The sequence below is a fragment of the Mesorhizobium sp. M7D.F.Ca.US.005.01.1.1 genome (assembly GCF_003952545.1).
In the GTDB taxonomy this organism is placed as follows: Bacteria; Pseudomonadota; Alphaproteobacteria; order Rhizobiales; family Rhizobiaceae; genus Mesorhizobium; species Mesorhizobium loti.
In genome coordinates this window covers 4,501,656-4,521,480 of sequence record NZ_CP034453.1, presented here as the reverse complement: position 1 = coordinate 4,521,480, position 19,825 = coordinate 4,501,656, and the positions used below count along the sequence as shown (strand labels likewise).

The window sequence follows — 19,825 nt, the reverse complement described above, 5'->3', positions numbered from 1 at the left end:
AAACAGAGGCTGCCTCAACCAAACCGACGATGAATTGTAATTAATTCAACGGTCAACGATTCCATCAGCGCAATAGGCGCGGGCAGGGGTAATCGTAGGGGTGAATCTGCCGATGTACGCAGGCTTAGCTACCGATGCTACTTCAAACGAAAGCGACGCTTAAGCCAACCATAATCGGGCTTTTCGTATGGCTTCGGAGCGACCACCTGCTGCGGGGCTAGACTGTATTCGATAGCCGCTTTCCCGGTGCAGATGGATTTCAGATTACGAACGAACAAGGAAACGTCTCCGAAGTAATTCGGATACATTTCGACGAGCTTATCGACCTTATCGACCTCAACCAAAACCGCCTTTGCGTCGTTGTCCCCCAGCTCGATTTGTTGCTCTACATCTTCCAAGCTCCGTGCGCCTAACATGAGCGTCCAGAATGGTTCGATGGTCACGTTATGGTCTTTGCCGTATCGGAGCAGATAGTATCGAGACTTTTCGGTCGGCTGTACGAAGTTTTCCGAGTAATGGGTTAGATTCTTGATGTCCTCTAGTATGCTAGTCGCACCAACACGCTTGTTAATGTCGCGTAATTCTCGAACCCGATCATCGTGATCCGGAACGCCGGCATGGGCTGGACATTCCTCAACGTGGGCGAATTCGGCTGACATAAGCTCGAAAAGGCGTAGCCAGTCTAGTTCACCCTTTCCGTGCTTCAAATCCTGGCCCCGGAATAGCCCGACAGCCTCAACAGCAGTTGCCCATGAGTGCTGAAGTCGGGTCCGAACCTGCAATTCGATGCGTCGTCCCTCGAAAGCCTCAGTATCGGCATCTCTTGGTCGATATTTGAAGACCATGTGATGGCCTCGATAGCCGTCATGCTTCGGCTCATCGATATAGTTGAATTCCCGGTGGTGGACGTCATGGGGGAATTTGTTTCGCATCGATGCGAGAAGTGCACGAACTCCTTTGATGTCGGCCATGATGGCCCGGCATCCACCAATGTCGTTCATGGTGTCTAAGTTGGTGGGGGACTCTCGAAGTTTCCGACGAATGGACGCCATCCGCTTCGGACGAGAGGCCATATCGCCCTTCAGGTGCAAGGTTCTGATGTGATGACCGACAGAGAACCGAACGCTCCGCATTGGCCAGAAGTGCGAGTCGCGCCAGCTATTGGCGATTGAGAAGATTTCGAGTGCTTCCGCGTACTGGCCGACAGTGATGTCTCGCCCGAACTGAATAGGTTTCGCCAGCCGGTCGCCTGCCTTGCGAACGGCCTTCATGCTGTAGGCAAGGCGCGGGTACTCAGTCATTGGACCCATGAAGTCGAGATGGTCGTCCGCCTCGTTCTGGAATGGCGGACTACCGCAAGGGAATCACATCTCATGGATCATATCCCGTTGGGCACGTTCGCGAAGCGCATCCAGACGAGTTTGCCCAACTCAAAGGTGAATGGGCGTAGTGGTGCCGGCCACCAAGGCCAGCGGTCTAACGCTGATTGAAATCTCTCGTCGCACCGAAGAAGATGGCGCTCGTGATTCTAGGGCAGTAGGTTGCCGGCGAAAGGGATTAGATCTATGGGAACCATCACCTACTTTGACAAAACAGTCACCGACTGCGTCAGCAAGGACAAAGTACCTATAGAGGTCGGGACAACGGGCTATGCAGGCGAAGGTCCGCAATTGTATCTCAATTTCGATGGGAAAAGCATAATCCTGTCCCACCAGGACGCCAAGGAATTTTGTGAGGCCTTTTCGGGCATCGCGACCTACTTCGCATACCAGAGATGATCTTGGAATTAGTCTCGTTAGACGCGTCGGACGGGCGACAGGCGCTTGAAATAGCCGATGATGCGGGTTCCTCTACCAACTGAGCTAACGCGCCACTTTACCCCTGAGATTACCCGTAGATGCGATCTTCGTATCCAGAAAGCATTAGAACGCTACTAAGTGATTGATTTTGCTGGTGCCCCCGGACGGAATCGAACCGCCGACCTTCGGTTTACAAAACCGCTGCTCTACCAGCTGAGCTACAAGGGCACGGCGCTCCCGTTAGCATATTTGTTGCGCCAGTAAAGACAAAACTCCGTTTTTTCCCGGCATGCCGCATGCGCCATCGGGGAGGGGCATCCTGAAAAGCGCCGGATTGCTTCCTACATAAGGGGGAGGTGCAATCGCTTCGAGCAGGGGTGTCGCATGATCAGATTTGTCATCATTCTCCCGATCATCTTCGTGGCCTGGATGCTGCTGGTGAAGATCATCAGCGATGTGAAGAAGGCCAATGTCGACTGGACCGGCGTCACCACCATCATCGGTTTCATCGCGCTCGCTTTCTGGCTGCGCCATGTCACGGGGATGGGGTGAGAGAGAGGCAGTAAGGGAATAGGGGAATAGGGGAATAGGGGAATAGGGGAATAGGGTTCCCCCTCGAAGAAATCTCCTCGACCTATCGAACCTTTTCCCGCGCAGCGCCGACTGATCTCCAGAGGCGAATGGGTCGCCTCGATCAAGGATCCAGGAGATCATCATGTTCAAGCGCACTCTCACCTCAGGCCTCGTCGCCATTTTCGTCGCCACTGGCGCGCTCGCCGGCACTGTCGGCACGTCGTCAGCCCACGGCATGCACGGCCATCATCATCACCACCACAACAAGCACTTCAAGAAGTTCTGGTGGAAGCACAACCATCATCACCACAGGCACGGCAGGGTGATCATTTTCCTTTGATGGAGGGACCCATTCTTCCAGGAGGGCGGCTTCGGCCGCCCTTTTTGCGTTTGACGCCGGAAGCCCCGGGACCCGCCTGCAAGTTCGATATCAAGGTCCAAATTCGAACGCTACGCGGTCCAGGGGCATCGCGTCGAAAGACCTGCAACTGGCTGATTTCCTCGGCTCCAGAAAAATCGAAAAAAGATTCGAACCTTTTTCCTGGCCGCAACGACTGATGATCAAGAGGCGGATGTCGCCTCGGTCAACGAAGCAAGGAGATCATCATGTTCAAGAACACACTCGTTTCCGGCCTCATCGCCACCGCCGTCGCCGCCACCACGCTGGTCGGCACCGTCCAGCCTTCGGCTGCTCACAGCCATCACCACGACCTCGGCATCGGCATTGCCGCCGGCGTCGGCGGCTTCGTCCTCGGCAGCCTGCTCGCCCAGCAGCCCCGCACCGTCTATGTCGACGAAGACGGCGGTTCGTGGCACGTCCGCCGCTGCTACGATCGTTACGCGAGCTACGACGTGGACTCCGACACCTATGTCGGCCACGACGGCTATCGTCACTACTGCCGGCTCTGAGAGGAGGTGGCGTTTCAATCAGCTGAAGAGGGGCGCCCCACCGCCCCTCTTTCGCTGTCCGCATGATCTCAAGCCGAGCTGACGCCGCCGATCATCCTGGTCACCTCGGCCGCTGCGTCGCGTACCAGCGGGCCGATCTCGGCCAGCCGCTCCGGCGTCACCCGCACGGTCGGCCCGGAGACCGAGACGCCGCCGATCGGCTCGCCGAATTCGTTGAAGATGGCTGCTGCCACGCAGCGCATGCCGGGGTGCCGCTCCTCGTCGTCGACCGACCAGCCACGCAGCTTTATTCTCGCCAGATCGTGGGCGAGCGCCGAAATGTCGGACAGCGTCTTGTCGGTGAAGCGCTGCAGGCCGGCCTTGCGCAGGATGACGCCGACCCGCTCCGGCTCGAGATGCGCCAGCACCGCCTTGCCGATGCCGGACGCATGGAAGGGGCTGCGCGTGCCCGGCCGGAAGAAGGCGCGGATCGCCTGATGCGTCTCGACCTGGCTGACGAACACCACGCAATCATCCTCGGCGACACCGAGATTGGCGGTCTCGCCCGTTCTCTCCATCAACTCCTGCATGACGACACGGGCGCGGTCGACCAGCTTGCGGCGACGCAGGAAGGCCGCGCCCATGCGGTAGGTCTCGACGCCGATCGACCACAGCTGGTCTGATGTGTCGAATTCGACCATGCCGTGGTTTTGCAGCGTCGTCAGCATGCGGTAGGCCGTGGAGGCGGCAAGGCCGCTCTGCGCCGATATCTCGCTCAGCGACAGGCCGCTGCCTTCCGCGACAATGGCCAGGATGCGCAGCGCCCGGTCGAGCGACTGCACCGAACTGGCCTCCGAGGGCCCGTTGAAAGCGCGCGGCCGGCCGCGCTGGCGTTTTTCAGTGGTTTCCATGGCGTCATTCTCTGTCGATTTCGCCCGATGCACAATGAAAAAGTTTTTCACTCCGGCAGCAGGACAAATTCCTGGAAAACGAAAAATCCAATAAAATCATAAATATGACGTCGTTTTCTAGAAATGAAAAAATATTCTGAAAAAATTGAAAAATAGCCGGCTTGCTGACATCCTTAGCCGATCCAACAATGACAAACCCGTGAGGGCTGGAAAATGGCCAGGATGCGCGCTGTCGATGCCGCGGTTCTCGTTCTCGAAAAGGAAGGCATTTCCTGCGCTTTCGGCGTGCCGGGCGCGGCGATCAATCCGTTCTATTCGGCGCTGAAGGCGAGGGGGACGATCCGCCACGTGCTTGCCCGCCACGTCGAGGCCGCCTCGCATATGGCGGAAGGCTATACCCGCGCCAAGGCAGGCAATATCGGCCTGTGCATCGGCACCTCGGGTCCGGCCGGCACCGACATGATCACCGGGCTTTACTCGGCCGCCGCGGATTCCATTCCGATCCTGTGCATCACCGGCCAGGCGCCCCGCGCCCGGCTGAACAAGGAGGATTTCCAGGCCGTCGACATATCAGCCATTGCCGCCCCGGTCGCCAAATGGGCGGTCACCGTCATGGAGCCTTATCTGGTGCCGATGGCGCTGCAGAAGGCGTTTCACCTGATGCGCTCGTCGCGGCCCGGCCCGGTGCTGATCGACCTGCCGGTCGACGTTCAGCTGGCCGAGATCGAGTTCGACATCGATGCCTATGAGCCGTTGACGCCGTTCAAGCCGGCGATGACGCGCGCCCAGGCCGAAAAGGCGTTGACCATGCTCAACGCGGCCGAAAAGCCGCTGATCGTCGCCGGCGGCGGCATCATCAACGCCGATGCGTCGGATCTGCTCATCGAATTCGCGGAAATTTCGGGCGTGCCGGTCATCCCGACCTTGATGGGTTGGGGCGCAATCCCCGACGACCACCGGCTGATGGCCGGCATGTGCGGGCTGCAGACGTCGCACCGCTATGGCAATGCGACGATGCTGGAAGCCGACTTCGTCTTCGGCATCGGCAACCGCTGGGCCAACCGCCACACCGGCTCCGTCGACGTTTATACAAAGGGGAAAAAGTTCATCCATGTCGACATCGAGCCGACGCAGATCGGCCGTGTCTTCGCGCCGGACCTCGGCGTCGTCTCGGATGCAGGCGCCGCACTGAAGATGCTGCTCGACGTCGCCACCGAATGGAAGACGGCCGGCAAGCTGCGCGACTGGTCGGGCTGGGCGAAGGAATGCCAGGCCCGCAAGAAGACGATGAAGCGCAAGACGCATTTCGACCAGGTGCCGCTGAAGCCGCAGCGTGTCTACGAGGAGATGAACAAGGCGTTCGGCCGCGACGTCACCTATGTCACCACGATCGGCCTGTCGCAGATCGCCGGCGCGCAGTTCCTGCATGTCTACAAGCCGCGCAACTGGATCAATTGCGGTCAGGCCGGCCCGCTCGGCTGGACCTTGCCGGCAGCGCTTGGCGTGCGCGCCGCCGATCCCGACCGCACCATCGTGGCGCTGTCGGGCGACTATGATTTCCAGTTCATGATCGAGGAACTGGCGGTCGGCGCACAGCACAAATTGCCCTATCTGCATGTCGTCGTGAACAACGCCTATCTCGGCCTGATCCGCCAGGCGCAGCGCGGTTTTTCGATGGATTTCGAGGTCAGTCTCGCTTTCGAGAACATCAACCGCTCAGGCGATCCCGAGGCCGGCTATGGCGTCGACCACGTCGCCGTTGCCGAAGCCATGGGCTGCAAGGCGGTCAGGGTGCGCAAGCCGGAAGAGTTCGCGGGTGTCTTCAAGGAGGCGCAGCGGCTGATGAAAGAACATCAGGTGCCGGTCGTGCTCGAATTCATCCTCGAGCGCGTCACCAACATCTCCATGGGCACGGAGATCGACAAGGTGACCGAATTCGAGGACCTTGCCGAGAGCCACGAAGATGCGCCGACTTCGATCGTCATGCTGGACTAAGGCGTGCCAATATTCAGGTGAGGCCGGCCTGCAAGCGGCGGTTTCCTGCGCTTCCCCGTTCTACCGCGTCGCGGTAGAACTGTGCTCACGTACCTGAAGTACGCTCCGCTCCGGTTCTCGCAAGCCACCGCTTTCGGCTCGGCCTGACCTGAATCTCGACACGCCTTGGGCTGGTGAACAGTAAGGAGAAAAAGAATGCCGCGTTTTTCAGCCAATCTGTCGATGCTCTTTGGCGAGCATGATTTCCTCGACCGTTTCGATGCCGCCGCCCGCGCCGGCTTCAAGGGCGTCGAATATATCGGCCCCTACGACCATGCGCCCGATGTCGTCGCTGCCCGATTGAAGAAGAACGGCCTGACCCAGGTGCTGTTCAACCTGCCCGCCGGCGACTGGGGCAAGGGCGAGCGCGGCATTGCCGTGCTGCCGGACCGCGTGCCGGAATTCCGCCAGGGCATCGCCAAGGCGATCACCTATGCGCAGGCGCTTGGCTGCCAGCAGGTCAATTGCCTGGCCGGCATCGCGCCCGCCGGCGCCGACCGCAAGGTGCTGGAGGATGTCTTTGCCGAAAACCTCGCCTTCGCGGCGGAGAAGCTGGAGCAGGCCGGCATCAGGCTGTTGATCGAGCCGATCAACACGCGCGATATTCCGGGCTTCTTCCTCAACTATTCGGATCAAGCCTTGGCGCTGATCGATCGTGTCGGCTCGAAAAATCTTTTCCTGCAATACGACATCTATCACATGCAGATCATGGAGGGGGATCTCGCCCGTACCATCGAGGCAAACCTTGGCCGCATCGCGCATATCCAGCTTGCGGACAATCCCGGCCGTCACGAGCCGGGGACGGGCGAGATCAATTTTCCTTTCCTCTACGAGCACATCGACCGCATCGGCTATTCCGGCTGGGTCGGGGCTGAGTACAAGCCGAAGGCGGGTACGGAGGCTGGGTTGGGGTGGTTCAGGGAACTGGCCGGGCAGGGCAGTGCCGCGGCGTAGCGGCTATCGCAGTCGAACTCGCGTTCCTTCGCGCCCCCCTCTGGCCTGCCGGCCATCTCCCCCACGGGTGGGGAGATCGGCAGCTTCGGCGCCGGCTCGCAACTTTGGCAGCTTCAACAATTGGCGAAGGCAGCGGTGACATCCAATCTCCCCCCTCGTGGGGGAGATGTCCGGCAGGACAGAGGGGGGCGTGACAGAACGCGGCCTAACAAAAGACGGAGAACCACAATGGAAACCATCGGCTTCATCGGCCTCGGCATCATGGGCGCACCGATGGCGGGGCACCTGCTGGATGCGGGCTATCATGTCATCGCCAGCAACCATCGATCGAAACCCGCCGCCGATCTCATCGCCAAGGGTCTGAAGTCAGTCGCCGGCCATGCGGCCGTGGCCAAGGCTGCCGACATCATCATCCTGATGGTGCCCGACACCCCGCAGGTGGCCGATGTGCTGTTCGGCGAGAATGGCGTCGCATCGGGATTGTCGAAGGGCAAGCTGGTCGTCGATATGAGCTCGATCTCGCCGATCGAGACCAAGGTTTTTGCTGGGAAAATCAACGATCTGGGCTGCGACTATCTCGATGCACCGGTCTCGGGCGGCGAGGTTGGCGCCAAGGCGGCGTCGCTGACCATCATGGTCGGCGGCGAGGAAAAGCCGTTCGAGCGCGCCAAACCCGTCTTCGAGACGATGGGCAAGAATATCACCCTGGTCGGACCGAACGGCGTTGGCCAGACCACCAAGGTGGCCAACCAGATCGTCGTCGCGCTGACCATTGAAGCCGTCGCCGAAGCGCTTGTTTTTGCGTCGAAAGCCGGCGCCGACCCGGCCAAGGTCCGGCAGGCGCTGATGGGCGGCCTGGCGGCTTCGCGCATCCTGGAAGTGCATGGCGAGCGCATGGTCAAGCGCACCTTCGCGCCGGGCTTCCGCATCGAACTGCACCAGAAGGATTTGAACCTCGCGCTGGAGGGCGCGAAGGCGCTGGGCGTGTCGCTGCCCAACACGTCCACCACGCAGCAGCTTTTCAATTCCTGCGCGGCCAATGGCGGCGCCAAGGAGGATCATTCGGCGCTGGTCAGGGCGCTGGAGCGGATGGCCAATTTCGAGGTCGGCAGCGAGGCAGCCGACACCCGGGGCAAAGCGGCATAGGTCGGGAGCGGGCGGCGCAACGTTCCCAAGCCGCCAACTCTTGGCCCATCGAAGAACGGGTTCCGGCGTCTGTCGCTGGAACCCGTTTCTCGTTTCGAGATGTTTTTTGGCTTAGCCGCGCTTCAAAAATGTCCGCGCCACGTAAAGGCTGATCGCCGCGGCATTCGATACGTTGAGCGAATGGATCGCGCCGGGCATGTCGAGCCGCGCCAGAGTGGTCACCGTTTCGCGTGTCTTCTGGCGCAGGCCCTTGCCTTCGGCGCCCAGCACCAGCGCGATCTTTTCTCCGGCAAAGCTCTTTTCGAGTTCCGCAGGTGCGTCCGAATCAAGCCCGATGGTGCGGAAGCCGGCCTCGTGCAGCTGGCCGAGCGCGTCGGCGAGGTTCTTCACCTCGATCTGGTCGATGTGCTCCAGCGCACCGGAGGCGGATTTCGCCAGCACACCCGATTCCTGCGGGCTGTGGCGGGCCGTGGTGATCAGCGCGCCAGCGCCAAAGGCGACCGCCGAGCGCAGGATGGCGCCGACATTGTGCGGGTCGGTGACCTGATCGAGCACCAGAACCAGCTTTGCATCGCCAAGAGCGTCAAGCCGCTTCGGTTTCAGCGGCTCGGCCTCGATCAGCACACCCTGATGCACGGCGTCCGATCCGGTGATCTTGTCAATGTCCCTGGGTTCGACCAGTTCCGTCTTGAAGGGCAGGGCGGCGAGATCGGCGATTTCCAGGCGCTCGGCCGCGTTGCGCGTCACCAGCATCCTTCTGATCTTGCGGCGCGGATTGTCGAGTGCGGCGCGCACCGTGTGCAAGCCATAGAGCCGCACCAGGCCGTCCGCGGCATTTTCGCCCGGCGGAACCGGCTGTCGGGGCCTGAACGCCGGTGCACCGCCGCTTTTCTCGTCGCGATAGGCGCGGCGCAGCTTGGCGTAATGGGTGTCTTTGGGAGTGTTGGTTTTATCGCTCATGGCTGGCTTCTATAGCCGTGTCCTCCGGCCATGGATATGGCCCGTCGTCGCTGCCGGCGAACAACATCGAAAAACCCTTGTTGCGCGGTTGACACCCAATGGGCTTGCCGCCATAAGGCGCTGCGCTGGTTTCGGAGAACACATAACTCGGGTCCGGATTGGCGCGAATGCCTCGTTGCATGGCTCCGGCGGCAGACTGGAGAGGTGCCCGAGTGGTTAAAGGGGACGGACTGTAAATCCGTTAGCTTAGCTTACGTTGGTTCGAATCCAACCCTCTCCACCACTGCCGGCCCGGAAGCCCTGAAACGCGAAAAGAATCGGACCGAAAAGTGCATGGCGCTTTTCGGGTGAATCCGGTACTTCAGGAACGGCGCGGGTATAGCTCAGTGGTAGAGCAGCAGCCTTCCAAGCTGAATATGCGGGTTCGATTCCCGCTACCCGCTCCAGACACTCATCCCCGGCAAACCGAAACACCGCGCACCGGGCGCAGTGCTCCAATCGCGGTGTCCGCGACGCGCTAGCTGTTGAACGCGGATGCGACCTGGTGCTGCTGCGGCACCTGGCCGTTCGGCGTCAGCTTGTCGACGATGCCGGGCAAGGCCGTAGACAGTTGCTTGAGCAGTTCCTGCTCGTCCATTCCGGTCCGTTGCGCGATCTCGCGTATGATCTGCGGTCCGATTGCAGTGCCGAGATCATTGGCGTTGATCGGCTGGTTTTGGCCGGTGCCGACCCAGGAATCCGCGGCATTGCCATGGCCGGCATTTCTGAGCTTGTCGAGCAGGCCGCCCAATCCGCCAACCAGGCCGCCATCGGCGGACGTGGTTTCCGTCGGAGCGGGGCCGGTTGGAGCAGGAGCGGGAGACTGCTCGGGCTGTTCGGCACTTCTACCGCTCAGCATTTTTCCGACCAGCAATGCGCCGAGCGCGATCATCAGTGGTTTGGTGATGTTGCCGCCGGGAACGGCATTGTCAAAAAGTCCCATAGTGGATCCTCCATAGCGACCAAGCCCGAGCCCTGCTCAACAATGGAGCATTCGGGCGGAATTTCAAGCTGGCTTGAGGTTTTGACAATCATATGAAAATGTTCGGCTGGCAGGGGATGGAGAGGAAAAAAATGGGTATCATCAGCTGGATCATTCTCGGCGTGGTCGCCGGCTTCATCGGCAGCAAGATCGTCAACAAGACCGGCCAGGGCATGCTCATGGATATCGTGCTTGGCATCGTCGGCGCCATTGTCGGCGGCCTGATCTTCAGTGCCTTCGGCGCCTCGGGCGTCACCGGCCTCAACATCTACAGCCTGATCGTCGCGGTGGTTGGCGCGGTGGTCGTCCTGTGGGCTTACCATCAGTTCAGCGCAAAGCGGACGCTTTAGGCGCCAGCCGGATCGTCTGAAGTTTCGAACTATTGCTGCTGGGAGGCGAGGAGAACGGCTCAGGGCCGGCATACCCAGCAGCGGCTCGCCTATGGCATCAACACCGCGTCGGCGGCGGCGAAGAAGATCAGCGTTCCCGCGATGAACACCGCCCAGCCGACAAGCGACTTGCGGATGGCGGCCTTGTGCTCGGCGTCGGAGTTCTTGTTCTGGTCAAAATCGGTCATGGGAACTCCCCTGATTGATCATGCCGTCGTCGATTCGACGGGTCTTCGCCGGTTAGACAATCTTTTTCCGGCTCGGCAACAACTCGTGCGTGAGCGCCTGCTTGGGTGGTGAGGCTATGCGACGACGGCCAGCCGGCGCTGGCGCTGATCCAGCGACACGATGGTCAGCCCGCTGCCGACAACCAGCAGGATACCGCAGACCGCCAGCGTGTTGGGGAATTGCCCGAACACCAGCAGGCCTGAAATGACCGCCCAGACGGTGAAGCAATAGTAGAACGGTGCCACGGCGCTGGTCGGCCCGACGCGGTAGGCCATGAAGATGAAGAAGTGGCCGAAGATCAGGAAAAAACCGGCGCCGGCCATCAGCAGCAGGTGGTGCGTCCCGGGCACGACCCAGCGCTCGGAAACCAGATGCGCGGCACCGGCGCCGATCAGCACCACCACGACGGCGGAAATCGCCACGATCATCCCCGGCACTTCGGCCGCGACCCGTCTGCCGGCAAGGTCGCGCGCCGCCGCAAGCGCGGCGTTGCCGAGCGCCAGCAGCGCGTAGACCGAAATGCCTTGCATGGTCGGCTGCGCCACCATCAGCGCGCCGATGAAGCCAAGCCCGATCAGCGCCATGCGCTGGCCGCCGATCCGTTCGCCAAACAGGATCGAGGAGCCGACCAGCATCAACAGCGGCGTGATCTGTCCGAGTGCGGTGGAATCCGCGATCTGCATGTTGGCGAGCGCCACGACATAGCAAAGGATCGCTGCCATCTCGAGCAGGTTCCTGTGCAGCACGCGCTTGTCGAAGATCAGCGGGATCTGCTTGCCGTAGCCCAGCGCGAACAACAGCGGGAAGCCCCAGAGCGCTGCCGCCACGCCGCGCAGAAACAGCACTTCATAGGACGGCAGGCCCGCCGTCGCGAGCTTCATCATCGTGTCGTTGACGAGATACGACCCCGTCGAGACGATCATGAACAGCGGGCCGCGGATGGAGGCAGGGATAAAATGCATTCGGTCACAACATCAGACCCCGGTTGCGACCGCAATGGGCCATGGCCTGGCCTTGAATCAGACAGGGCGGGCAAGCAAGGCCGCGCTATCGCGGCTTCGATGCATCGGTCTGTCACCCATTTCATTTCGTCTCCGGCCTTCCTATATCAGCGCCACATCCCCGCAATCGGATCGATGGTTCGGACTGAGTGACACGGCACCCAGCCAAAAGACGCTTGTGTTTTTTGGCCTTTGTCGCTAATCGCCCCGCATTCGACTGAACTGAAGGTCCAGGCCGTCCAAGGAAAGAGACTATGGCAAAAGGTAAATTCGAGCGTAACAAGCCTCACGTGAACATCGGCACGATTGGCCACGTCGACCATGGCAAGACGTCGCTGACGGCGGCGATCACCAAGTATTTTGGCGAATACAAGCGCTACGACCAGATCGACGCTGCCCCTGAAGAAAAGGCGCGCGGCATCACGATCTCGACGGCGCACGTCGAATACGAGACGGCCAACCGCCACTACGCTCACGTCGACTGCCCCGGCCACGCCGACTATGTGAAGAACATGATCACCGGTGCCGCGCAGATGGACGGCGCGATCCTGGTCGTGTCGGCCGCCGACGGCCCGATGCCGCAGACCCGCGAGCACATCCTGCTGGCCCGTCAGGTCGGCGTGCCGTCGATCGTGGTGTTCCTGAACAAGGTCGACCAGGTCGACGACGCGGAGCTGCTCGAACTGGTCGAGCTCGAGGTTCGCGAGCTTCTGACCAAGAACGAGTTCCCCGGCGACGACATTCCGATCGTCAAGGGTTCGGCTCTGGCTGCTTTGGAAGATTCGGACAAGAAGATCGGCGAGGACGCGATCCGCGAGCTGATGGCTGCGGTCGATGCCTACATCCCGACGCCGGTTCGTCCGCTCGACAAGCCGTTCCTGATGCCGATCGAAGACGTGTTCTCGATCTCGGGCCGCGGCACGGTCGTGACCGGCCGCGTCGAGCGTGGCATTGTCAAGGTTGGCGAGGAACTCGAGATCATCGGCATCCGTCCGACGACCAAGACGACCTGCACCGGCGTCGAGATGTTCCGCAAGCTGCTCGATCAGGGCCAGGCTGGCGACAACATCGGCGCGCTGCTGCGCGGCGTTGATCGTGAAGGTGTCGAGCGCGGCCAGGTTCTGGCGAAGCCCGGTACGGTGAAGCCGCACAAGAAGTTCGTGGCCGAAGCCTACATCCTGACCAAGGACGAAGGTGGCCGTCACACGCCGTTCTTCACCAACTACCGTCCGCAGTTCTACTTCCGCACGACCGACGTGACCGGCATCGTGTCGCTGCCGGAAGGCACCGAGATGGTGATGCCGGGCGACAACATCACGGTCGATGTCGAGCTGATCGTGCCGATCGCCATGGAAGAGAAGCTGCGCTTCGCCATCCGTGAAGGCGGCCGCACCGTCGGTGCCGGCATCGTCGTCACCATCAAGGAATAACCGACGCCGGCCTGTGCCGGTCAGGTTCGAAACGGAAAGGGCGGTCCTTGAGGCCGCCCTTTTCTTTTGCCCAGGGATCGGTGCCCCGTGATGTCGCCCAGACCCTGTTGCAAGCCTTTGGACCTCGTCTAGTATAGGTTGCATCAAGGGCTTTTTTCCAGATGGTTCCAGGGCGCCTTTTCCATCGTCGGGCATTGTGGTCGCTGCGGCTGATCTGCCTGCTGGCGTTGCTTGTCACGGGACGTGCCTTTGCGGCGGATACGGCCCCGGATCTCGGTCCAACGATGCAGTTTGGCATTGTCCGCAGCAATGCACTGGGGTGCGAGCCGATCTGCCCGGAGTGGATCTCGGCAGAAGGCTCGATAGAAGCCGGAACGCCGGCTCTGTTCAAACGCATGCTGAAGACGCTTGGCGGGCGAAAGCTGCCGATCGTCGTCAACTCTCCCGGCGGCAATGTCGAGGCGGCACTGACGCTTGGCCGGCTGATCCGCAAGAACAAGCTCGATATTGCCATTGGCAAGACGGTGTTCTCCGGTTGCCAGCCCGACGCGAAGGGTTGCCAGGACCGTGACAAGAATGCCGCCCGCTACTTCGGCGATGTCATTGACTATGGCGCCATGTGCAACTCCGCCTGTCCGTTGATGTTTGCCGGCGGTGTCCGGCGTGTAGCAGGCGAATGGGCCTATCTCGGCGTCCATCAGATCACCACGACCTACATCCGCACGAAATTGCAATACCGGACCACCTACCGCATCGTGGGAGGCAAGAAGAAGGTCCTCGACACAAAGATCGTCAGCCGTAAAAACGCCGGCAGCTACAAGACCTACGAGATGAGCAAGTCGGTCGAGAAAAGGCTGGCGGCCTATCTCAACGAGATGGGCATCGAACAAAGCGTGCTCGAAACGATGAAGGGCACCCCCGCCAGCGACATCCAGCAGATCGGCCTCGACGACATGCTGGCGATGAAGTTGGTCACCAGTGCCGACTCGGTAGGCCTGTTGACCGCCGCCAGCCTGTGCAGGCCGGATCTGTTGGCCGCGAATTGCCTCGAAATACCGGGGAACAAGCCAGCCGATGGCCCGACGGCCGCAGCCAGGCCCACCCCGCCACCGGTGGAGCCCGAGGGGGTGCAGCACGACGAAGACATGCGCTTTTTCGTGGTTCGCGGCAGCAACCCGCTCTGCAATCCCGACTGCCCGGAATGGATTTCGGCGCAAGGCGCGATCACCCCTCGGACCCCGCAGAAGCTGCACCAATTGCTCGCAACGCTCGGCAACCGGCAACTGCCGGTCGTGATCAGCTCAACGGGAGGCGACCTGTTCAGCGCCCTGGCGGCGGGACGGCTTATCCATGAAAAGAAGCTCGACGTCGCCGTTGGCCGCACCGATTTCGTCGGCTGTGACCCGGGCGAGTGGAGTTGCCTTGCCAACGAGGGCGCCTATGCCGGGCTGAGCACCGATGCGGGCGTGGAGTGCGATTCGGCCTGCGCGCTCATGCTTGCCGGTGGCGTCAGGCGGCTTGTCGGTCCACGGGCGCGGCTTAGCCTGTATCCGATGGGGCAAAAGCAGATGGTCAAGGCCTATCTCGAGGAGATGGCGATCGATCCCGCTCTGTTCACAGCGATCGAGCGGCGCTCGGTCGAGCGCCAACTGGAACCCGACATGATGCTGAAGGTCGGGCTGACGACGAGCCCGCAATCGGTCGACGCGCTGACCGGCGCCACCATCTGCGAGGCGGTGCCGAAACCCGAGAATTGCCGGATCCGGCCTTCCGCCAATGCCGAGGCTGACGCGCCCGCCAAATTGTAGAGCGCGTCGACGTCGGAAACTGGCCATCGAGGCAGGTTGAGGCACTCCCGATTTTTCCGCTATCGTTACTGCTGCGGCGCCGGGGCTGGCGGAGGATCGAGAATGAGCCAGGATATCCCGACACTCTACGAATGGGCCGGCGGCAGCGAGGCCTTGAACCGGCTGACCCAGACTTTCTATGACAAGGTGGCGCAGGACCCGATCGTCGGGCCGGTGTTCAAGTCCATGTCGCCGGATCATCCCGCCCATGTCGCGGCCTTCATCGGCGAGGTTTTCGGCGGGCCAAAAACCTATAGCGAGCAATTTGGCGGCCATCGCGAGATGGTCATGCACCATCTGGGCAAGCATCTGACGGAGGAGCAGCGCCGCCGCTGGATCAACCTCCTGGCCGATGCCGCCGACGCGGTCGGCCTGCCCGACGATCCGGAATTCCGTTCGGCCTTCATGGGCTATGTCGAATGGGGATCGCGGCTGGCCAAGATGAATTCCAATCTCGGCGAGACCTGCGATCCTGAGACGGAACCGATGCCGGCCTGGGGCTGGGGCGTGCAGGGAGGCCCCTATCGAGTACCGGACGCCAAATAGCTCCGGCCGTCCCACCGAGAGGGCGTGAAGAGGGCAGGCGATATCTCATGAATCGCGCGCCAGCGACTTCAGGCGGGACCTTGAGATCGACCGCGACGGGTCGGTCGTCACCTATCCCGGTTTCTGGCGCAGGGATTAAGGCGCGTTTGCTTGCAAACCGCTCTTTACAGAGCGTGCGGAAGCTTTTAGGAAGCGCCTGCTGCGCCGACATGCGCACGATACGGGCATAGCTCAGTTGGTAGAGCGGCGGTCTCCAAAACCGCAGGTCGTAGGTTCGAGCCCTGCTGCCCGTGCCATTTCTCGAAATGGCACTCGACGTGATGTTTCGCCATTTCTCGAAATGGCGTTTCAAAACGATGTTTCTATGGTCTGCCCTTTGAAAATCGGCGACCCGCTTGCCATATTAGCTCTCTTGGGGCATAAGGGCGCCATAGCCGGGACGGAACGACTGGATGGTTCCGAGGCGGCGTTTGGTCATAAAGCGGACACTTGCCACTTGCGTGGATCAAGAATCGGTTTTATGTAGACGAAACAGACACGCGACGCGTGGAGCTGGGAAGCCGGCTTTACGCGTCTGATTTGCATGGGCGAAATGATTGCGCTGATTCGGCGCGAGATTGGGCTCAGGCGGCACGTCCCGGCCAGCGGGATCATCCAGGAGACCCGGCCAACGGGTCTTGAAGACAGAGCGGCATATGGCTTCGAAAACCACAAATCCTTTCGTCTTTCTCCAGCAGGTCCGCGCGGAGACCGCCAAGGTGACTTGGCCGTCGCGGCGCGAAACGATGATCTCGACGGTGATGGTTCTGGCCTTCGCAGTGATCGCGATGATCTTTTTCTTCACCGCTGATCAGCTCATGGGCCTCGCGGTCGAACAGATTCTGGGCATCGGACGCTAAGTCCGGCGATTACGGAGAAGTCTTGAAATGACCGCGCGCTGGTACATCGTCCACGCCTATTCGAACTTTGAAAAGAAGGTCGCCGAGGATATCGAGAACAAGGCCAAGCAGAAGGGCCTGTCCGCCGATATCCACCAGATCGTGGTTCCGACCGAGAAGGTCGTCGAAGTTCGTCGCGGCCGCAAGGTCGATGCCGAGCGCAAGTTCTTCCCGGGCTATGTGCTCCTGAAGGCCAACCTGACCGACGCTGTGTTCTCGTTGGTCAAGAACACGCCGAAGGTCACCGGCTTCCTGGGTGACTCCAAGCCGGTGCCGATCACCGAGGCGGAAGCGCAGCGCATCCTGAACCAGGTGCAGGAAGGCGTCGAGCGGCCCAAGCCCTCGGTCACGTTCGAGATCGGCGAAGCGATCCGCGTTTCGGATGGTCCCTTCGCGTCGTTCAACGGTTTCGTCCAGGAAGTGGACGAGGAGCGGGCACGGCTCAAGGTGGAAGTTTCGATCTTCGGGCGCGCCGTGCCTGTCGATCTGGAATTCGGACAGGTCGAAAAGGGCTGATCCGAAATCCTGCCGCCAAGCGCGGCAGGGAAGAGCGGCGCGGAGATCGCGCGGCTCTTGGGAACGGTGGGAGACGAATGCGGCTTTAGCCGGCCGCATGGATCGCACCACCAGACTGCAACCGCCGGCAAGTCCGGCATAGACAAAGGCAGGAAAAGAGATGGCTAAGAAAATTGCAGGCCAGCTCAAGCTCCAGGTGAAAGCGGGATCGGCTACGCCGTCTCCCCCGATCGGCCCGGCGCTTGGTCAGCGTGGCATCAACATCATGGAATTCTGCAAGGCGTTCAACGCGCAGACCCAGGAAATGGAAAAGGGATCGCCGGTTCCGGTCGTCATCACCTACTATCAGGACAAGTCCTTCACCTTCGTCATGAAGACGGCGCCGGTGAGCTACTTCCTGAAGAAGGCGGCGAACCTGACATCTGGTTCCAAGGAGCCGGGCAAGGTCAAGGCCGGTACGGTTTCGCGTGAAAAGGTCCGCGAGATTGCCACCGCGAAGATGAAGGATCTGAACGCAAACGACGTCGAAGCGGCCATGCGCATGGTCGAGGGCTCCGCCCGCTCGATGGGTCTGGAAGTGGTGGGCTAAGATCATGGCAAAGATTGCAAAGCGTGTATCGAAGACCCGCGAAGGCATTGATCCCAACAAGGCTTATGCCCTGGGTGATGCGCTGAAGCTGCTCAAGGACCGTTCCTCGGTCAAGTTCGACGAGACCATCGAAGTCGCCATGAACCTCGGCGTCGACCCGCGCCATGCCGACCAGATGGTCCGCGGCGTGGTCAACCTGCCGAACGGCACCGGCCGCTCGGTGCGCGTCGCCGTGTTTGCGCGCGGCGACAAGGCTGACGAAGCGCGCGCCGCTGGCGCCGACATCGTTGGTGCCGAGGATCTGGTCGACATCGTCCAGAAGGGCACGATCGATTTCGATCGCTGCATCGCCACGCCGGACATGATGCCGCTGGTCGGCCGTCTCGGTAAGGTGCTCGGCCCGCGCGGCATGATGCCGAACCCGAAGGTCGGCACCGTCACCACCGACGTTGCCGCCGCCGTCAAGGCATCCAAGGGCGGCGCAGTCGAGTTCCGTGTCGAGAAGGCCGGCATCGTTCATGCCGGCGTCGGCAAGGTCTCTTTCGAGGTCAAGGCTCTGGAAGAGAACATCCGTGCCTTCGCCGACGCCGTGACCAAGGCAAAGCCGGCTGGCGCCAAGGGCAACTACGTCAAGAAGGTGTCGGTCACCTCGACGATGGGCCCGGGCCTCAAGCTCGACGTCGCGACGCTCACAGCGTCCTGATACGAACATTTGGATCGGCCGCTAAAGGGCTGATCCGCAAGTGAATTCCGGGCCTCCGACTTGTCGGCGGCCCGGTACCGGAAGCCGAGAGGTTTCCGGACATCCTGTCCGAGATTGCAGGCGGCCCAGAAGCCTTAATTCGATTTGGGCCTGCATGAGACGGGTGAAGACCGGACAACGGAGCGATTGCTCCAATGAAAGGTTCGAACCGTGTTTGCCTTTTGTCTGCGCATCGCCGGCTTGACTGTCGATGTGGCGAAAGGGGGCAGGATCCTCGAGCGTCGTTCGGGAGATCCGTTACTGGATGGCCCGGCCGACAAAGGCAACCCGACGCCTGTCCTCGTTAATGGGGCAGGGGTCAACTGGAGATAGGCAGTGGACAGAGCGGAAAAACGCGAACTCGTCACGGGCCTGAACGGTGCGTTCTCGAACGCAGGTTCAGTGGTCGTGGCCCACTACGCCGGTATCACCGTCGCGCAAATGAACGACCTTCGGTCGAAAATGCGCGCCGCCGGTGGCACCGTCAAAGTCGCGAAGAACCGTCTCGCCAAAATCGCTCTTCAGGGCACGGACTCCGCATCGATCATCGAGCTGTTCAAGGGACAGACGCTGATTGCTTATTCGGAGGATCCGATTGCGGCGCCGAAGGTCGCGTCCGATTTCGCCAAGGGAAATGACAAGCTCGTCATTCTCGGCGGCGCAATGGGCACCACCTCGCTCAACGCCGACGGTGTGAAGGCACTCGCCACACTTCCGTCGCTCGATGAGCTGCGCGCCAGGCTGGTTGGCATGATCGCCACGCCGGCAACCCGGATCGCCCAGATCGTCAATGCGCCAGCGGCTTCGGTCGCGCGCGTCATCGGCGCTTACGCCCGGAAGGACGAGGCGGCATGAGGCCGTTCCTCGCTATCACAAACACACGTTCGAACCTTATGAAGGAATACAACAATGGCTGATCTCGCAAAGATCGTAGACGACCTTTCGAAGCTGACCGTCCTCGAGGCGGCCGAGCTGTCGAAGCTTCTGGAAGAAAAGTGGGGCGTTTCCGCCGCTGCTCCGGTGGCGGTTGCCGCTGCTGGCGGCGCTGCGGCCGCTGCTGCTCCGGCCGAGGAAAAGACGGAATTCGACGTCGTCCTCACCGAGGCAGGCGCTCAGAAGATCAACGTCATCAAGGAAGTCCGCGCCATCACCGGTCTTGGCCTCAAGGAAGCCAAGGATCTGGTCGAAGCGGCTCCGAAGCCGGTCAAGGAAGCCGTTTCCAAGGCCGACGCTGACAAGTTCAAGGCCCAGCTGGAAGCAGCCGGCGCCAAGGTCGAACTGAAGTAAGCGTAAAAGCGGCGGGCGGCCTCGCG

The 19,825-nt window shown here is 61.1% G+C and carries 23 protein-coding genes and 4 tRNA genes; 20 read left to right on the top strand and 7 right to left on the bottom strand.

Going from position 1 to position 19,825, the window contains the following annotated elements:
* Positions 1-137 precede the first annotated feature (137 nt).
* Complete coding sequence (locus EJ076_RS21770) at positions 138-1,301, bottom strand: RelA/SpoT domain-containing protein (RefSeq protein ID WP_126069227.1); 1,164 nt, start codon at positions 1,299-1,301, stop codon at positions 138-140.
* A gap of 264 nt (positions 1,302-1,565) precedes the next feature.
* On the opposite strand from EJ076_RS21770, the gene EJ076_RS21765 reads away from it, so the two are divergent.
* Positions 1,566-1,778 carry a hypothetical protein gene (locus tag EJ076_RS21765; protein ID WP_126069226.1) on the top strand — a complete coding sequence of 71 codons (213 nt, stop codon included), beginning with the start codon at positions 1,566-1,568 and terminating at the stop codon, positions 1,776-1,778.
* Between the two features lie 173 nt (positions 1,779-1,951).
* Here the strand turns inward: EJ076_RS21765 and EJ076_RS21760 are convergent.
* A tRNA-Thr gene (locus tag EJ076_RS21760) sits at positions 1,952-2,027 on the bottom strand.
* A gap of 156 nt (positions 2,028-2,183) precedes the next feature.
* Between EJ076_RS21760 and EJ076_RS21755 the strand changes: the two genes are divergently transcribed.
* From EJ076_RS21755 to EJ076_RS21745, 3 genes are all read left to right on the top strand, one after another.
* Positions 2,184-2,351, top strand: coding sequence for a hypothetical protein (locus tag EJ076_RS21755; RefSeq protein ID WP_013531392.1), 168 nt, complete (start codon positions 2,184-2,186; stop codon positions 2,349-2,351).
* A 163-nt stretch (positions 2,352-2,514) separates the two neighbouring features.
* On the top strand, positions 2,515-2,712 hold the full coding sequence (locus EJ076_RS21750; RefSeq protein WP_126069225.1) for a hypothetical protein: 198 nt from the start codon (positions 2,515-2,517) through the stop codon (positions 2,710-2,712).
* A gap of 266 nt (positions 2,713-2,978) precedes the next feature.
* Entirely contained in the window at positions 2,979-3,281 is a 303-nt protein-coding gene (locus EJ076_RS21745) for a BA14K family protein (RefSeq protein WP_109671674.1), read from the top strand.
* 68 nt (positions 3,282-3,349) lie between these two features.
* On the opposite strand, the gene bhcR is transcribed toward EJ076_RS21745, so the two are convergent.
* Entirely contained in the window at positions 3,350-4,171 is an 822-nt protein-coding gene (bhcR, locus tag EJ076_RS21740; RefSeq protein WP_126069224.1) for an HTH-type transcriptional regulator BhcR, read from the bottom strand.
* 213 nt (positions 4,172-4,384) lie between these two features.
* Here bhcR and gcl point away from each other — a divergent pair, with 213 nt between their 5' ends.
* The 3 genes from gcl to EJ076_RS21720 all read left to right on the top strand — a co-directional run bounded on the left by gcl (position 4,385) and on the right by EJ076_RS21720 (position 8,305).
* Positions 4,385-6,166: a glyoxylate carboligase gene (gcl, locus tag EJ076_RS21735; protein WP_126069223.1), complete on the top strand. Its 1,782-nt coding sequence runs from the start codon at positions 4,385-4,387 to the stop codon at positions 6,164-6,166.
* 195 nt (positions 6,167-6,361) lie between these two features.
* The gene (gene otnI, locus EJ076_RS21730; protein WP_126069222.1) at positions 6,362-7,159 is read left to right on the top strand and encodes a 2-oxo-tetronate isomerase; all 798 of its coding nucleotides are present in this window, start codon (positions 6,362-6,364) and stop codon (positions 7,157-7,159) included.
* Between the two features lie 228 nt (positions 7,160-7,387).
* Positions 7,388-8,305, top strand: coding sequence for a 2-hydroxy-3-oxopropionate reductase (locus EJ076_RS21720; RefSeq protein WP_126069221.1), 918 nt, complete (start codon positions 7,388-7,390; stop codon positions 8,303-8,305).
* 111 nt (positions 8,306-8,416) lie between these two features.
* On the opposite strand, the gene EJ076_RS21715 is transcribed toward EJ076_RS21720, so the two are convergent.
* On the bottom strand, positions 8,417-9,265 hold the full coding sequence (locus tag EJ076_RS21715; protein WP_126069220.1) for an RNA methyltransferase: 849 nt from the start codon (positions 9,263-9,265) through the stop codon (positions 8,417-8,419).
* A gap of 198 nt (positions 9,266-9,463) precedes the next feature.
* On the opposite strand from EJ076_RS21715, the gene EJ076_RS21710 reads away from it, so the two are divergent.
* Positions 9,464-9,548: transfer RNA gene (locus tag EJ076_RS21710), tRNA-Tyr, on the top strand.
* Between the two features lie 89 nt (positions 9,549-9,637).
* A tRNA-Gly gene (locus EJ076_RS21705) sits at positions 9,638-9,711 on the top strand.
* A 71-nt stretch (positions 9,712-9,782) separates the two neighbouring features.
* Here EJ076_RS21705 and EJ076_RS21700 read toward each other — a convergent pair.
* Positions 9,783-10,247: a YidB family protein gene (locus EJ076_RS21700; protein WP_109671669.1), complete on the bottom strand. Its 465-nt coding sequence runs from the start codon at positions 10,245-10,247 to the stop codon at positions 9,783-9,785.
* 131 nt (positions 10,248-10,378) lie between these two features.
* Between EJ076_RS21700 and EJ076_RS21695 the strand changes: the two genes are divergently transcribed.
* Positions 10,379-10,636 (top strand): GlsB/YeaQ/YmgE family stress response membrane protein, encoded by a 258-nt coding sequence (locus tag EJ076_RS21695; protein ID WP_126069219.1) that lies wholly within the window; start codon positions 10,379-10,381, stop codon positions 10,634-10,636.
* Between the two features lie 89 nt (positions 10,637-10,725).
* On the opposite strand, the gene EJ076_RS35270 is transcribed toward EJ076_RS21695, so the two are convergent.
* Together EJ076_RS35270 and EJ076_RS21690 are read right to left on the bottom strand one after the other, a co-directional pair.
* Complete coding sequence (locus tag EJ076_RS35270) at positions 10,726-10,863, bottom strand: hypothetical protein (RefSeq protein WP_164548697.1); 138 nt, start codon at positions 10,861-10,863, stop codon at positions 10,726-10,728.
* A gap of 114 nt (positions 10,864-10,977) precedes the next feature.
* Positions 10,978-11,865, bottom strand: a complete 888-nt coding sequence (locus EJ076_RS21690; RefSeq protein WP_126069218.1) for a DMT family transporter — start codon at positions 11,863-11,865, stop codon at positions 10,978-10,980.
* A gap of 293 nt (positions 11,866-12,158) precedes the next feature.
* Between EJ076_RS21690 and tuf the strand changes: the two genes are divergently transcribed.
* The 10 genes from tuf to rplL all read left to right on the top strand — a co-directional run bounded on the left by tuf (position 12,159) and on the right by rplL (position 19,799).
* A complete protein-coding gene (gene tuf / locus EJ076_RS21685; RefSeq protein ID WP_126069210.1) occupies positions 12,159-13,334 on the top strand; it encodes an elongation factor Tu in 1,176 nt (391 codons plus the stop codon).
* Between the two features lie 161 nt (positions 13,335-13,495).
* Entirely contained in the window at positions 13,496-15,142 is a 1,647-nt protein-coding gene (locus EJ076_RS21680; RefSeq protein WP_126069217.1) for a hypothetical protein, read from the top strand.
* Positions 15,143-15,244: 102 nt separating this feature from the next.
* A complete protein-coding gene (locus EJ076_RS21675) occupies positions 15,245-15,727 on the top strand; it encodes a group II truncated hemoglobin (protein ID WP_126069216.1) in 483 nt (160 codons plus the stop codon).
* A 220-nt stretch (positions 15,728-15,947) separates the two neighbouring features.
* A tRNA-Trp gene (locus tag EJ076_RS21670) sits at positions 15,948-16,023 on the top strand.
* Positions 16,024-16,422: 399 nt separating this feature from the next.
* Entirely contained in the window at positions 16,423-16,626 is a 204-nt protein-coding gene (secE, locus tag EJ076_RS21665) for a preprotein translocase subunit SecE (RefSeq protein ID WP_013531408.1), read from the top strand.
* A 27-nt stretch (positions 16,627-16,653) separates the two neighbouring features.
* Entirely contained in the window at positions 16,654-17,181 is a 528-nt protein-coding gene (gene nusG, locus EJ076_RS21660; RefSeq protein ID WP_013531409.1) for a transcription termination/antitermination protein NusG, read from the top strand.
* A 160-nt stretch (positions 17,182-17,341) separates the two neighbouring features.
* Positions 17,342-17,770 carry a 50S ribosomal protein L11 gene (gene rplK, locus EJ076_RS21655; protein WP_056590915.1) on the top strand — a complete coding sequence of 143 codons (429 nt, stop codon included), beginning with the start codon at positions 17,342-17,344 and terminating at the stop codon, positions 17,768-17,770.
* A gap of 4 nt (positions 17,771-17,774) precedes the next feature.
* Positions 17,775-18,473, top strand: a complete 699-nt coding sequence (gene rplA / locus EJ076_RS21650; RefSeq protein ID WP_109672641.1) for a 50S ribosomal protein L1 — start codon at positions 17,775-17,777, stop codon at positions 18,471-18,473.
* Between the two features lie 375 nt (positions 18,474-18,848).
* Positions 18,849-19,367, top strand: coding sequence for a 50S ribosomal protein L10 (gene rplJ / locus EJ076_RS21645; RefSeq protein WP_013531412.1), 519 nt, complete (start codon positions 18,849-18,851; stop codon positions 19,365-19,367).
* 54 nt (positions 19,368-19,421) lie between these two features.
* The gene (gene rplL / locus EJ076_RS21640; RefSeq protein WP_126069215.1) at positions 19,422-19,799 is read left to right on the top strand and encodes a 50S ribosomal protein L7/L12; all 378 of its coding nucleotides are present in this window, start codon (positions 19,422-19,424) and stop codon (positions 19,797-19,799) included.
* Positions 19,800-19,825: the final 26 nt, after the last annotated feature.